Origin of the sequence: Sunxiuqinia elliptica (assembly GCF_900113005.1) — a bacterium.
Classification (GTDB): domain Bacteria; phylum Bacteroidota; class Bacteroidia; order Bacteroidales; family Prolixibacteraceae; genus Sunxiuqinia; species Sunxiuqinia elliptica.
In genome coordinates this window covers 22,634-37,855 of record NZ_FONW01000005.1, presented here as the reverse complement: position 1 = coordinate 37,855, position 15,222 = coordinate 22,634, and the positions used below count along the sequence as shown (strand labels likewise).

The window sequence follows — 15,222 nt, the reverse complement described above, 5'->3', positions numbered from 1 at the left end:
TTTTGATCAGACAGCTGCATTACTGCATGGCCTCTGTTTCTGGCTCTTCCACGCAGGCCAGTAATTTTTTCACTTGCTGATATACATTTTGACCGGTAAAGCCAAATTTTTTATCCAACACCTGGTAAGGCGCAGAGTAGCCAAAAGAATTCAAGCCCCAAATGGTTCCCCGGTTTTTGACCAAGCCTTCCAGCGTAGTTGGCAAGCCGGCTGTTAAGCCGAATACCGGGCAATCGTCCAACATCACCGCTTGCTGATATTCTTTGGGTTGATTGCGAAAAATCCCTTCCGAAATAGCCGATACAATCCGAACCTTCACTCCATCTTTGCGCAACAGCTGAGCACCTTCAACCAAAGTTGCGACCTCAGAACCTGAAGCCACCAGCACCACCTCCGGATTCTCATCTTCATTAACAGTGTAAGCTCCCTTTTCAGCCTGACGGGCTTCTTTCTGACGGCTTGTTTTAGCCGGTAAGTCCACAATATTTTGACGCGACAACAAAAGGCCTGTTGGTGTTGAATTATTTTTCAGGGCCATTTCCCAAGCTACTGTTGTTTCCACTGCATCAGCCGGACGTAGCACCATCATGGAGTTTGCTCCATGGTGATTCTTCAGCTTTTCCAGCAAACGAATCTGCATTTCCTGCTCAACAGGCTCATGCGTTGGCCCATCTTCGCCAACCCGAAATGAATCATGAGTCCAGATAAACTTAACGGGCAGCTCCATCAAAGCAGCCATACGCAAAGCGGGTTTCATGTAATCGGAGAAAACAAAGAAAGTTCCGCACACGGGAATAACGCCGCCATGCAAAGCCATCCCAATGCACAAGCAAGCCATCGTTAACTCTGAAACTCCAGCCTCCAGAAAGGCTCCGCTAAAATCTTTTTTACTGAAACGATGTGTTTGTTTCAAAAAGCCATCGGTTTTATCCGAGTTGGATAAATCAGCCGATGAACAAATCATATTTTCAATATTTTGGGCAAAAGCACTCAATACAACAGATGAAGCCGCACGGGTAGATTGATTTGGTTTTTGCTGAACGGCCGCCCAATCCATGTTCGGCACATCACCTGAAAAGAAACGTTCCAATTTCGCGGCAAGCTCTGGATTTTCCTGAGCCCATTTGGCCTTATTGGCGTAACGTTCGGCCACTACTTCTTCCAATTCAATGTGACTTTGAGCATACAATTCCTGCACCTCAGGGAAAATGACAAATGGATTTTCCGGATCACCGCCCAAGTCCCGAATGGTCTCATCAAATGAAGCACCAGAAGCCGACAAAGGTTGTCCGTGCGTTGACACCTGGTTACCAAAATCTTTGCGTTCGGAAGTAACGGCGCCTTTCCCCATCACCGTCTTCCCAATGATCAGTGTTGGACGTTCGGTTTCAAACATCGCGTCTTTTAAAGCTTCGCGAATCGCTTTGACATCGTGCCCATCAATTTCAACAACAGCCCATCCCCAGGCTCGGTATTTCATCGCTACATTTTCAGTAGAAACCGTGTCAACCGTAGTTGAAAGCTGTACATTATTTGAATCGTAGAACATGACCAGATTATCCAACCCTAAATGTCCGGCAATCCGGCCTGCCCCTTGTGAAATTTCTTCTTGTATGCCGCCATCGGAGATGTAAGCATAAATGGTTTGGTCCATCACCTCGCCAAAGCGAGCCTTTAAAAACTTGGCAGCAATGGCAGCCCCTACAGCATAAGTATGTCCCTGCCCCAATGGACCCGAGGTATTTTCTACTCCACGGGCGATATCCAACTCCGGATGACCGGAAGTAACACTTCCCCACTGACGGAATGCCGCCAGTTCATCCATCGTATATTTTCCTGTTAATGCCAACACCGAATACAACATGGGAGACATATGACCAGGATCAAGAAAAAAACGATCCCGACCTTCCCATTCGGGATTATTAGGATCATAAATCAGAAATTCTGAAAACAAAACATTAATAAAATCAGCTCCTCCCATGGCACCCCCAGGATGTCCCGACTTGGCTTTTTCAACCATGGCAGCCGACAAAATACGGATATTATCCGCTGCTCTCTTCATTGTTTCAATCTCGTTCATTGTTGTTCCTATTTTCTTCTGTCCTTGCTTATTTTTCAATTCTTTTTGCATACTCCCTGCCGTTTGATCCATCTTATTCTCCTATTTCTTGTATTTCAAATACTCCTGATACCTTATCTGGTGAATGGCAGCATATTCTTTCCGCGGATAATACGTTTTTGAGAATCCCTGTCCCATGGTTTCCTGCGCCTCGTCAATGCTCACATGCACACCTGAAGCGACAGCTGCGAACATGGCAGCACCCAAGGCACACGACTCTTTGGCTTTCGTAATTTTCACCGGCAAGCCTAGTACATCAGCCATTGTCTGCATGACAAAGGCTGACTTTTGAGCAATTCCGCCTGCTCCAATCACCTCGTTAACGGCCATCCCATTTTCGACATAGCGCTCAACGATCGCTTTCAACCCATAAGTTGAAGCCTCTACCAAGGCTTTAAAAATGGCCGGAGCATTACTTCCCAAGTGTAAACCTGTCACACTTGCTTTCACCGACTCATCCGCATCCGGCGAGCGACGCCCGTTAATCCAGTCTGTCGCTAAAACCGTATGAGCATCAACTGGGAGCTTTTCAGCTTCAGCTGTCAGCCAGGGAATCATTTGTTCGCTCATTTCTTTCACCAAGCGCTCCCGCAATGGCTGATCCAACCAATCAGCCTGAGGCAATAACTGCTCAAAAGGCCCTATCAACAGGTCCTTAAACCATGCATACAAATCGCCAAAAGCAGGCTGTCCGGCTTCAAAACCAATCAGCCCAGGCACCACCGAACCATCCACCTGACCGCAAATTCCAGGGACGACCGAAGCGTCCACCTGATCCTTCTCGGCTACCAAAATATCGCAGGTTGATGTTCCCACAACGCTCACCATAACGCCGGGCTTTATTTGAGCGCCAACAGCTCCGACATGGCAATCGACAGCTCCAACAGCAACCTTTACATCCGTGGAAAGTCCAAGCCGTAATGCCCACTCCTCCGTTAAAGTTCCAATCGGAGTATCGCTGGTGTAAGTCTCCTGATAAGGGCGAAATAAAAACCCGGAGAAGTCGGGAGCCAATTTTCGCATAAATTCTTCGGAAGGAAGCCCTCCCCACTCTTTGTGCCACATGGCTTTATGCCCTCCGGCACAGCGACTATATCTTCGCTCGTTCGGATTACTGATTCCGCATAGCAAATTGGGCACCCAGTCACAATGTTCAACCCATGAAAAAGCCCGTTTGCGCACGCTTTCATCTTTGCGCAATAAATGGAGCACCTTTGACCAAACCCACTCCGAAGAGTAGCGCCCTCCACTGTATTTGTTGTAGTCAACCGGCCATTGTCGAACCAAGTCATTAATTTCGTCGGCTTCCTGCACGGCGGTATGATCTTTCCACAGTGCAAACATCGCATTGGGATTTTCACCAAACTCAGGCAGCAAAGCCAATGGGGTTCCGTCAACATTGGTCAAACAGACGGTGGAGCTTGTTGTAGCAAATGCAATTCCAACAACAGCAGCTCTTTGACTAGGCGTCGCTGCTTGCAACATCTCAACCACAGCCTCCTCGAAAGCGTCCAGGTAATCAGCAGGATGTTGGCGATACTGATTTATTTCCGAATCGCAATACTTTCCGTCCATCCATCGCGGATAAAACCGAGTGGCCGTTGCTTGAATTTCTCCGGAATGTGTATCAACCAAGACCACCCGGCAGGAATCAGATCCAAAGTCAGCTCCAATAACCCCTTTCATAACTTCTATTTATTATTTCGCGAAAGCTTTAACAGCTCTCCAAATGTTTCAATCGTTGGTGTCACCAAATTGGGTTTTGGGACTGCTTTTACGGCATCTTCTTCGGTTGCTTCACCCGACAATACAAGCACTCCAAAACTATTAGCCCGGTGTGCCATCAAGATATCGGTATAAATCCGGTCGCCAATCATGGCAACTTCTTCACTTTTTAAGTTGTGTAGTTCTAAAATACCATTGAGCATTTCAGGCTGAGGTTTGCCTAAGACAACATCCGGATCGCGCCCAACTGATTTTTCGATCGCTGCACAAATAGAGCCGCAATCAACCAAAACCACAGGTTCATCGGTCGGGCAAACATAGTCCGGATTGGTTGCCACATACAGTTTTTTCTGCGAAACCCACCAAGCTGCACGCGACAAACGATCGTACGCCAGGGTTAAATCGAAACCAACCACAACAGCATCCGGCTCTTCCTTCGGATCATTCGGAACGGACTCAAATCCGGCCAGTTCAAATTCCTCAATCATACTTGGTGTTCCTAAAATAAACAGGCGTTTCACTTCAGGATGATGCTTTTTCAGATAAGCAATGGTAGCTTGCGCTGTGGTGTACAATTCTTCCTTGGTAGCCACAACTCCCATCTTTCGCAAATGCTCCAAATAGTCAGCTGTACTTTTCGACGGATTATTCGTCAAAAATGAATAACCGATTCCCATCGCCCTCAGGTCAGCCAAAAATTGTTTGGTATAGGAAAACAGTGTATTCCCCTTATAAATAGTGCCATCCATGTCCAGAGCAACATGCTTGATCTTTTGCAAATGGGTGTACAAAGCCTGCTCATCCGGAAAGGATGATAAAAATACTTTATCGTCTAACATAGTTTTTATTCAAATATTTCGTTCAACCACTGATCCAGGGAACCCGTTCTTACGGCAATATCCAGAATCGTAAAACGGGACCGAATGTGTGATGCCCGGATAAATGAATTTTTCATGCGTTTGCGGGAAATACCAATTTGCTCAGGCTCTACCGGAGCACCAACAGCCAATAGTCTTTTTTTGACCTCTTCTGAAGGAACCAGTTGTTCAGTCAGACGTGCTTTTAACACCGGCCAGTTTGTTTTAAGCTTTTGCAGCTGATCGCTCAAAGCGTCTTTATCGATGTATTTATTCTGAGTTTGCGTCAAGGCTGTTTCCAGAAAGTCAGTATTTTCAAACTGCTCTTTTATCTTTTGCTCCCATTCCGGCCATTCACCCCATTGTTTGCAACAGGCTTCTACATCCAATAAATCCAATGGGGTTTGAAGCATTTTTTCGTACAAACGAGTAACAGCCAAAGTGGCAATTCCAACTTGGAACCCGTGCGATGGCGTTTCCCCTTCATGGGTATGATGCTCCATGTTCCACAAGTGACTGAACTGATGCTCAGCGCCGGATGCAGGGCGACTGGTTTGCGACCACTGCATGGCAAAACCACCTAAAATCAATCCTTCAACCAACGGTGTAATTGCTGTTAGCTGACCATTTTTAGCTCCTTCCGGATCGGCCAGTGCCTCTTTCAATCCATCCTGTACAATTGACCAAGCCCGTGGATCAATCGGTTCCACCCCCAACGCATCAGCAATAATCCAGTCGGCACCAGCGGTTACTTTTGCAAAAAGATCGGCATATCCTGAAGCGGTCATCAACGAAGGAGCCTGCCTGATGATTTCAACATCTGCCAAAACAGCCTGAGGAGCCGGACATGAAAAGGTTTGTTTAGCTCCCTGAAATGTAATGGAAGCACCAAAAGCTGTGTATCCATCCATAGACGCAGCTGTTGCCACACACATATATGGTCTGTCGGCGCGGGCTGCAGCCAGCTTGGTCAAGTCATTCAATGTGCCTGATCCAACCGCTACAGGAATAGCATCATGCTTTTTTAAAGACGCTTCCAGCTTCTCTACATTTCCAAATTCAGCATACGGCTTTGGCTCGTCATAAACGAATGGCTCCACTTCGGTCATTCCCTCTTTCTTCAGGCATTTAAATACCTTTTCGCCTGCAATCTTCCATGTGGTTTGATCGCATACCACAACAGCTCTCCGCCCGTCAAAATTGGTTTTGAATAAATCAGAAACCTGTTCTATTATCTTCTCGTCTATGATCAAAGCTCGCGTATCCCGAGCTGAATCCAGCGCTTCTTTTACATTCAGTTTCATTTGAAATATCTAATTTTTATTACATTGTTTTTGCATTGTTCGGAAGAGTAATAAAGCGGGTGAGGAAGGCACTTAGCAGATAAAGTCCGGCAAGCAGCCAAATCACTCCTTCACTTCCGATTAACTGATAAAAAACACCAACCAGCAATGGGCCTACAAACACCGGAAGTCCAGCCCCCAGGTTTAAAACAGCCATTGCGGCGCCTTTATCTTCTTTCACCAGCGATGGCACCAAAGCAGACAAGGGCACATAACCCGCCAGTAAGGCTCCCCACAAGGTTCCGGCAGCCATGACAATCCAGAAATTACTGTTGCCAAACACCGGGGAATAATAAAACAGCAGCGTACTTATTGCACAACCAACACCTCCAAACCAGATTACTGTATTGCGCCATCCAACGCGGTCGCCAACAAATCCGAAAATCAGGTTGAAAACAATATTACCTGTAAAAATGGTTCCCCAGATCTGCAACCATTCGGTTGTATTAAATCCATGTTCGGCCATGTACAAAGGCAAAAAGACCGGAAACGCAAATTGTGCGGTGGTATTAATCACCCGAACGATCCCTCCCAACAAAACTTTGGGTTCATCGCGCATGATGGTAATTCCCTTCATCAGGTCTTTCATTTTTGAATCAGCCCCCTTGCGCTCCAGTTTCGTGTACTTATTCAGCACCAAAGCAAATAGTGCCCCAATCAAAGCCCAGAACACGCTGGTCCATAAGGTAGAAATGTGACCAAATTCAATGATGGCCCAACTTGAGTAATAAGCCCCGAGGACATTCAGACCACCGGTAAAGACAAACCAGAACCATCCAACCGCTCGTCCCAGCTGTTCTTTCGGCGTGCTGTAGGTTATCCACACCAAAAAGGCGTAAGCAAACAAAGGATAGCCGAAACCACGAACAGCGTAAGTGACCAGCATCACAGGATAATTCAAATCAGGCATTCCCATCCCAACAAATCCAACGGTTCCTAACAGGTAAAGCAGCAGCCCGTAAAACATTGTTTTTCGGGCGCCATAGGTTTCTGCCAGCACACCTGAAAACCAGGACGAAATGGCAATTGTAATTCCGTATACTGTAAATAAAGCGGCTGAGGCTTCCAGGCTAAGTCCCCGATCAATTAAATAAGGACTCAGCCATCCCTGCTCAATCCCATCTCCCATCATAAAAATTAGCACACCAAGGTATCCCCACGACAAATGTTTGGGCAGACCAGCATGGCTAAAAAAGGCACTTGATTGTTTTTTCATCGTTTAGTTGTAGTTAGTTCGTATTTCATTCGATCTGATGTTCCGGGCTTGCAAGGCAAGGAAGCCTATTTTAGCAGCGGCCAGATCTCCGTTGGAAAATCAGACTCCACGATATCGGGGTTTGCTTTTAGCGATTCAAGATACGCTTGCTTTCGCTCCTCAGCTGTTTTCAGTTTATCATGAGTTGGTGAATAGGAAACCATGCATGGAATTCCTTTGGCGCGCAACTTGGCTACAATTTTCTCATTCGATTCATCAATGGTTCGCCCCACATAAGCAATCATGTTATTAGCCGGAACTCCTGAGATCATTAAATCATCAAACTCCTTAGCATTTCTGGAGAAAGCAGAGAACATGATCGATGGAAAACGATCGTAATAATATCTCGCCTGAGCACCTGTATGCACAGTTAGCATCACATGATTTTCAGCTTTATGCTTTTGAATCAGCTCAGCAATCATTCCTAAGGGAACATCTTTTTTATCCAGGTTAACAACCGTTTTCCCTTTACTCCACTCAATAACCTCTTCCAAGGTTGGAATATGGCAAGAAGTAAGCTTACCATCGCTATCTTTCAATCGGACATCTTGCAATTCAGCCCACGTATAATCAGCTAACCGCCCGGTTGCATTGGTTGTACGATCCAGCGTTGCATCATGCATCAACACTATAACACTGTCCTTCGTCAGGCGGGGATCAATTTCAAAGAAGGCAGGTATTTGATCCAATACGTTCTGAAAGCCTTCGATACTATTCTCAGGGAAGTTTTTTTCACGTCCACCACGATGGCCGCTTACAATAATGGAGCCATCCTCTTTATATCGGAAGAACTCTTGAATTTCTTTAGTTGAGTTAAACTCAAGATAGTTTCGCTTAGCCTGTTGCGCAGACATGGAACATCCTGAAAATAACAAGAATGCTACTGAAGCAAGCTTAAAAAGAAAAGTTTTACTGGTTATTATTTCCATATACCGTTATGTTTAGTTTTGATTTATTTTTACAAACTTCCAATTTAACAAATTAAATCAGATAACATTTAGCTAGTCGGTTAAAGGTTGTCACCTGCTCGTTCACCCATTCATTACTTTTGCCCAATTCCGAAGCCAAAATTGCAGCCACGCGCGGAGCCATCTCTATGGCAGCACGTGCATCCAAAAACAACGCACGCACCCGTCGGGCCAGTACATCTTCCACAGTTTGAGCCATTTCTTCACGCACAGCCCACAGCACATGAGACACCCTAAACGTGTAGTCCGGATGCAACAGTTCCTTGTTCGTGGCATCAGCCTGCTCCAGCAAGCGAAGCTGCTCCCGGTCGCTGCCGTAAACGTAATCCCAGCCTGACTCCGGATCCTGAACCGCATAGCCATGCAGTTTCATATCTGCCGTGACACAGGCCCGGCGTTCCAGGCCGCCAATACCAATGGCCCGGTCAACCACCTCTTCGGCCATTTCCCGGTAGGTAGTCCACTTGCCACCCGTAATGGTCAGCAGACCCGAATCCGACTGGTAAATCTTATGGCTGCGTGAGATCTCCTTGGTTTTCTGCCCTTCCCCTTTGGTGGGCGCTGCCAGCGGACGAAGCCCCGCAAAAACCGAAAGTACATCCGAACGTTTGGGCTGCATAGCCAGGTACTGTCCGGCCTGATCCAGGATAAAGTCAACTTCCTCTTCCAGGGCACAGGGCTCCAGCGAGGCCTGGTTTAATGGTGTATCCGTCGTACCCAACACCACCTTGTCGTGCCAGGGGACACCAAACAACACCCGTCCGTCACGCGTCTTCGGGATCATCAGTGCTGAGTCGCCGCCCAGGAACTTCCGGTCAACAACCAGGTGAACCCCCTGGCTTGGCCTTACTTTCTTATTGGCCTGGCGGCTGTCCATGCCCATTACATCATCAATGAAAACACCGGTGGCATTCACCACCACCCGGCTGCGAACCGTAAAGTCACGGCCATTCAGCAGATCCACGGCACGAACTCCGCAAACCCGCCCGCTGCCATCTTTCTCCAGACCGTCAACCCGGACATAGTTCAGGCAAACACCGCCGTAATCAAAGGCTGTCTGGGCCAGACTAATGGCCATTCTCGAATCATCAAACTGACCGTCATGGTAAACCACGCCACCCATCAGGCCATCCCGTTTTAAGCCCGGGATTTCCCTCGTGATCCGGGAACTGGAAAGCGGTAAAGAACGCCCCAGCCCCAGTTTGCCGGCCAGCAGGTCATAGCAGGTCAGACCAATGGTGTAGAACGAGCGTTCCCACCATTTGTAGTTCCCGATAATAAAGCGCATGTCCCGAACCAGGTGCGGCGCATTACGACGCATCCGGCCCCGCTCGCGCAAGGCTTCAATCACCAGTTTCACATCTCCCTGGGCCAGGTAACGAACTCCCCCGTGAACCAGCTTGGTACTCCGGCTCGAGGTCCCTTTCGAAAAGTCATCCTGCTCCAGCAACAACACCCGGTAACCTCTCGAGGCTGCATCTACAGCCACACCAAGACCGGTGGCGCCTCCGCCAATCACGATCACATCACTCTCATAACGACCGGAACCGATCTCTGCTGCTAACTCTTCTCTTTTCATAGTTCACTCTTTTTCCTGGGGAAGCTCCAAAAACGAAACCTATTCGATCTTAAAGTTTCCTTTTCTTTCTTTTTATTGAATAATTCGAAACAAACATACGTAAAAAGAAAATACGGTCCATCGTTTTTTATCTTTTTTTCGATAAAAATTACAAAACAACTGCTAATAATTACAATAAGAAACAAAACCATCCTTTCCGAAACCCACCAAACATCATTAAAAAACCTATATTTGCATAAACTATAATACTGAAACAACATGCTAAGTATCGCTGAAAGACACAAATACATCCTGGACATGCTCAACAAAAACGGCTTTATCAAGGTTTCGGATATTGCCCGGGAGCTGGATGTAACGCCTGTTACCATCCGAAAGGACCTGAAGTACCTGGAAGAAAAAAAGCTGCTTTACCGAACGCACGGAAGCGCCAGCCCGGTCAATCCGCACACAACGGATATCAACCTGCAGGAAAAGGAAAAAATGAGAACTTCCGAGAAAAGAAACATTGCCCTGGCTGCCTGCAGGCTCATTGAAGAAAATGATTCCATCATCATTGCTTCCGGATCTACGGCTCACACCTTTGCCCAGGAGCTGAATCCCAAAGGAAACCTGACTGTGGTCAGCGCCTCACTGAAAACATCCATCTTACTGAACAACATCCCCAACATCGAAGTGATTCAGCTGGGAGGAATTGTCCGCAAAAACTCCTTTTCCGTGGTGGGTGATTTTGCCGCCAAGATCTTTGATGACCTGACCTGCTCCAAGCTGTTTTTGGGCGTGGATGGCATTGACTTTGAAAACGGGATTACCAACTCCAACATTGAAGAAGCTCTTTTGAACAAGAAAATGATGAAAGCGGCGCTACGCACAATTATCCTGACCGATTCTTCCAAGTTTGGGAAAAGAGGGTTTGGACGTATTTGTAGCCTTGAGCAGGTGGACATGATTATCACCGACCCGGGCATTCCGCAGCATACGGCCAACGCCATCGAGGAAATGGGCATTGAACTGATCATCGTCTAATACAAAAAACGGTAACCCTTAATAATAAAGATTACCGCTCAACAAGATTCTACCTGGTCTTAATAAAGATCTTAGCACAAAACAAATAAAGCAAGCCCAGTAGGAGTGATTCCTGCAGGGCTTGCTTTATAATGCCACGACATTTAAACACGCTGACCTTTCCAGGTAAAATCAGCGATAGACTTCCGGTTAGGAAGCATCCAGCTGGCCAGCCAAGCAAACAAGACGCTGGCAACAATACTGACAAAACCATACAACAGAAAAGACAGATTCGTATGATTTTTAACCAGCACCAACACGAATAATCCACCAACAACACCTAAAAGAGCCGCATTTCCAGAAATTCGGGGGAAGAAAATTCCCATTACAAACAAAGCCGCCAATCCACCAGTCAGCAAACCTAGAAAGGTATTAAACTGATCCCAAAGGGACGCGATATTCCAAGTAGCCAACACCAAAGCCATCATAATTCCCAACACCCCAACAGTTATTCCAGACCAGCGTGCAACAGCCATATTTTTAGCAAGTGCAGCTTTTGGCACCATTACTTTATAGAAATCGGAGGTGATTACCGCAGCCACCGAATTGATGTTAGATGACAAGGTTGACATTGCCGCCGCAAAAATTGCAGCAATCAGTAATCCAGCAATACCTGCTGGCATTTCAGCCACAATAAACTGAGGAAAAACAGAATCGATATTCGGATTAACAATGGCCATTTGGTCTGGGTTGGATGTATAGAAAGCATACAAACCGGTTCCCAGCAGAAAGAAAATAATACTCACCGGAATACTCAAAAAACCATTCAACCAAATACTTCGGCCGGTCGCATGCTCATCTTTTGTTGTCATATAACGTTGAACCACACTTTGATCACTGGTATAAGAAATCAAGGTATTCGCCAAGCCTCCAATCATGACGACCCAAAACACAGGCTGCGAGAGGTCAAACCGAAAGTCAAACGTATGAAACTTTTGTTGCTCTGCAGTTATCTCCAGAAACCCGCTCAAACCTCCATCAACACCTGCCAACATAAAAGCAAGGGCAATGAATGCTCCGCCAACCAAAATAATTCCCTGAATGACATCACCCCACACGACCGCCTCAATTCCACCACTGGTACAATAAATAATGGTCACAACTCCCATCACAACAATTGCCAGGTAAATATTAAATCCGGTTACGGCATTCAATGCCAAAGAGGGCAGGAAAAGCACAATGGCAATTCGGCTCACCATAAAAAACACGAACAAACTAGAAGCCAGCCAACGCACAGCTCTATTAAAACGCGCTTCGAGATACTGGTAAGCGGTGTCAAAATTAAATCGACGAAAAAAGGGTAAGAAATAACGAATGACAACCGGAGCAATGAAAATGATGGCCATGTTAAACATGAACATTCGCCAATCGGTAGCATACGATTTTGCAGGAATTGCAATAAATGTAATCGCACTTAAAGTTGTTGCAAAGATGCTAATTCCGGCAGCCCACCAGGGAATACGTCCTCCCGCTTTAAAGAAATCATCGGTGCTGCTTTCCCGCTTCATAAAATAGAAACCAAGCAATAGCATGCCGATAAAATAAACGCCCAGCACCAAATAGTTGAGCCAACCAAAGACCGGGCTCACTGAAAATCGAACTTCATGAAGCTTAGGCGTTCGAGTAGCAGGCCTAATCTCGCCTCCGGGAATAAGCAGAGAACCGTTCAGCCAAACCGATGAGCTTACAGCTACCGGACTTCCCTGCCAAGTACCTCCCTCAAACCACGAATCAGTAACCGTATTGTAGATCAAAATCTGCTTATTAAACCCAGGATGAGTCATCCACAAGGAATCGCGCAGGACTTGCGCCTTTTTGTCTCCCGCCTCCATTTGACTAATTGCGTCCTCAACCTGATTGAAGGTAGTACCTGAATCACCGCCTAACAAAACAACATGCGAAGCCCCAACACGTGCAGCAACTCCCACGGCCAACGACAGAGATTCTCCTCCAGACAATCGGATGGGCTTCTTCTGCTCCCATTTACCATTGGAAGGACAAAAACGAAATACATCAGCATAGAAGGTCGTTCTAGAGGCCCCTGTTGGTTTTGCCCGACCTCCAAATACATGCAAACTCACTTCTTCTCCATCCATTTGAGCAATAGCCATTGCCCCCGTCACTGGATGAGGGAAATTGGGTAACTCCTGCCAGCCAGCTTCTTTATTGGATAGATCCAATGCCAGGAATTGGTCGAGGGCGCCTGACTCACTCTGTCCTCCCACAAGATAAACCCAATCTCCGATGACCGCTGCCGTTGCATTTTTAACAGCCACAGGAAGTTGTGGAAACCCTTGCCGTTCGAGCTGACCGTTTGACCAAGCGAGCAAAACTACTTGTTCACTTAAGCTTGAAGAACTTTGCCCCCCGATACACAAAACACCTTGTGCCAAACTAACAGACGCTCCTTCTGCAATTCCTTGCGAGAGCTTTTCTTCTTTCAGCAAGGTAAAATCACCATCACCCGATCGCTGAAACACATAAATGCCATCGGAAAAATATTTCTGTCCATTCTCCCATGGCTTTCCTTCCGGGAAAGCAGAACCGCCTGCAACAATCAACACATCGCCATGCACGCCCACAAAAGCTCCGGCCACACCTTCTTGTCCTACTTTTCCTCCAAGTTCTTCAAATAAATCAAAACTATTTTGCTCGACATGATTAATCTGCTCCCGCGCTTGAACAGCTTGCCCCAAACCAATAAACCAACAGGTCAAGGCTAAAATAAACTTCGACATCATATCCATTCGCAAGACTCCTTTTATCGTACTCATATTCTAGTCATATTTATCTAAGAGATGTTCTAATATTCGGGTTCTCAGATGTTCGGACAAATTGGAAATTAAAATCAAGAACCAAAACTTGGGATGCTCAGATTTTCAGATGTTCGGACAATCTTGAATCTCAAATCTTGAATTTCAAACAACTTCAAACTCCCAACGCCCCGCAACCTAAAACAATAGGAACCTGAAACTCCAGCCCCTTTAAACAACCTCAAACAGGACTTGAAAATAGAAATTGGAAATTCGGACTTTGAACCCCGGGACTCCGAACTTCTTCCCTGTCTGGTTCTGGCTTGGCCAGTTTAGTATCTAGTCTAAAAATCCAACAAAACACGGACTTTCAGATAATTTCAAAAACAATTATTACTTCAATTTTTCAAGCGTTTGCCACACCTGATAAAGTCCTCGGGGAACATGGAAACAACCTTTCCATTTACCACCTTTTAAAGGCAACAAAACCTCCCCCCGACGATTCAGATACCCAAACCATTCATCATTTTCAGGATCGGCAAAATGCGACCAGGTATAATCGTGAACTTTTTCAAACCACTGCAAACATTCTTTGCTTCCGGTATGCTGATAACCTTTGATCAAGCTAATAAGTGTTTCGATATGCACCCACCATAATTTCTGATCCCATTCCAACTGTTGTGTTGGATGACCTTTCACATCCAGGAAGTAAAAAATACCGCCAAATTTCTGATCCCAACCATAATTGAGCGTATCCAACACAATTTTCACAGCCTTCTGCATCAGCTTCTCATCCTTTTTCCGCTCAGCCAAGTCCATAATAAACCACATGGCCTCAATGGCATGTCCCGGATTTAGCAAACGCCCTTCAAAGGAATCCGAAAAATGCCCCTCAGGTGTCACATTTTCCAAAATCAATCCTGACTCTGGCTGATAAAATACCTCCATCACCTCATAGATTGCTTCATCGATGGTTTGACTCACCAAGTCCGAATCAAGGAGATGCTCAATTTCCAAAGACAGGTTACACAAGATCATTGGAAGCGAAAAGCCTTTCAACGGACGGGTATCAGGAACCAGTTTATCGTACTGTCCCTTGGGATTATTCTCCCGCGCCAGAATATTCATGAAAGTTTGCTTGGCAATAGCGGCATACTTATCATTCCCAGTCGCCTGATACAACTGACCAAAAGCCATAGTCGCAAAGCAATCTGAAAAAATGTTGTAAGGCTGCACCAACGGCTTTCCTACCCGGTTAAGCGAGAAGTACCAGTTCAGCTGTCCATCATGCCCATGCTCCATCAAAAAACGAGCTCCATGCTCAGCCATTTCCAACCACTCGGGCTTTTGCTCTACCCGATTGTACAAAGACGAGAACATCCAAACTTGCCGCGCCTGAAGCCAGACAAACTTATCGGTATCAAACACCTTGCCTTGCCGATCCAAACACGTAAAATAGCCCCCAAATGGCTCATCTTTTGAGTTCTTCTCCCAAAAAGGAATCACCTTGTCCAGCAATTCTTTTTGATATTGCTTTGCTAAACTTTCAAAATCCATGGCC

General features: G+C 46.2%; 10 protein-coding genes. 1 reads left to right on the top strand and 9 read right to left on the bottom strand.

Going from position 1 to position 15,222, the window contains the following annotated elements:
• Window positions 1–19: 19 nt before the first annotated feature.
• From BM156_RS11095 to BM156_RS11065, 7 genes are all read right to left on the bottom strand, one after another.
• Window positions 20–2,131, bottom strand: a complete 2,112-nt coding sequence (locus BM156_RS11095) for a transketolase family protein (RefSeq protein WP_244525736.1) — start codon at window positions 2,129–2,131, stop codon at window positions 20–22.
• Between the two features lie 30 nt (window positions 2,132–2,161).
• Window positions 2,162–3,805 carry a ribulokinase gene (locus BM156_RS11090; RefSeq protein ID WP_170846941.1) on the bottom strand — a complete coding sequence of 548 codons (1,644 nt, stop codon included), beginning with the start codon at window positions 3,803–3,805 and terminating at the stop codon, window positions 2,162–2,164.
• 5 nt (window positions 3,806–3,810) lie between these two features.
• Window positions 3,811–4,683 (bottom strand): HAD-IIA family hydrolase, encoded by an 873-nt coding sequence (locus BM156_RS11085; RefSeq protein ID WP_093919944.1) that lies wholly within the window; start codon window positions 4,681–4,683, stop codon window positions 3,811–3,813.
• Window positions 4,684–4,688: 5 nt separating this feature from the next.
• Window positions 4,689–6,005: a sn-glycerol-1-phosphate dehydrogenase gene (locus BM156_RS11080; protein WP_093919943.1), complete on the bottom strand. Its 1,317-nt coding sequence runs from the start codon at window positions 6,003–6,005 to the stop codon at window positions 4,689–4,691.
• Between the two features lie 19 nt (window positions 6,006–6,024).
• A complete protein-coding gene (locus BM156_RS11075; RefSeq protein ID WP_212733494.1) occupies window positions 6,025–7,260 on the bottom strand; it encodes an MFS transporter in 1,236 nt (411 codons plus the stop codon).
• Between the two features lie 65 nt (window positions 7,261–7,325).
• Entirely contained in the window at window positions 7,326–8,228 is a 903-nt protein-coding gene (locus tag BM156_RS11070; RefSeq protein WP_093919942.1) for a glycerophosphodiester phosphodiesterase family protein, read from the bottom strand.
• 52 nt (window positions 8,229–8,280) lie between these two features.
• A complete protein-coding gene (locus BM156_RS11065) occupies window positions 8,281–9,846 on the bottom strand; it encodes a glycerol-3-phosphate dehydrogenase/oxidase (protein WP_093919941.1) in 1,566 nt (521 codons plus the stop codon).
• Window positions 9,847–10,104: 258 nt separating this feature from the next.
• On the opposite strand from BM156_RS11065, the gene BM156_RS11055 reads away from it, so the two are divergent.
• Window positions 10,105–10,869: a DeoR/GlpR family DNA-binding transcription regulator gene (locus BM156_RS11055; protein WP_093919939.1), complete on the top strand. Its 765-nt coding sequence runs from the start codon at window positions 10,105–10,107 to the stop codon at window positions 10,867–10,869.
• Window positions 10,870–11,012: 143 nt separating this feature from the next.
• On the opposite strand, the gene BM156_RS11050 is transcribed toward BM156_RS11055, so the two are convergent.
• Together BM156_RS11050 and BM156_RS11045 are read right to left on the bottom strand one after the other, a co-directional pair.
• A complete protein-coding gene (locus tag BM156_RS11050) occupies window positions 11,013–13,682 on the bottom strand; it encodes a sodium:solute symporter family protein (protein ID WP_212733493.1) in 2,670 nt (889 codons plus the stop codon).
• 372 nt (window positions 13,683–14,054) lie between these two features.
• Window positions 14,055–15,218: a n-acyl-d-glucosamine 2-epimerase gene (locus tag BM156_RS11045; RefSeq protein WP_093920124.1), complete on the bottom strand. Its 1,164-nt coding sequence runs from the start codon at window positions 15,216–15,218 to the stop codon at window positions 14,055–14,057.
• Between the last annotated feature and the right edge of the window lie 4 nt (window positions 15,219–15,222).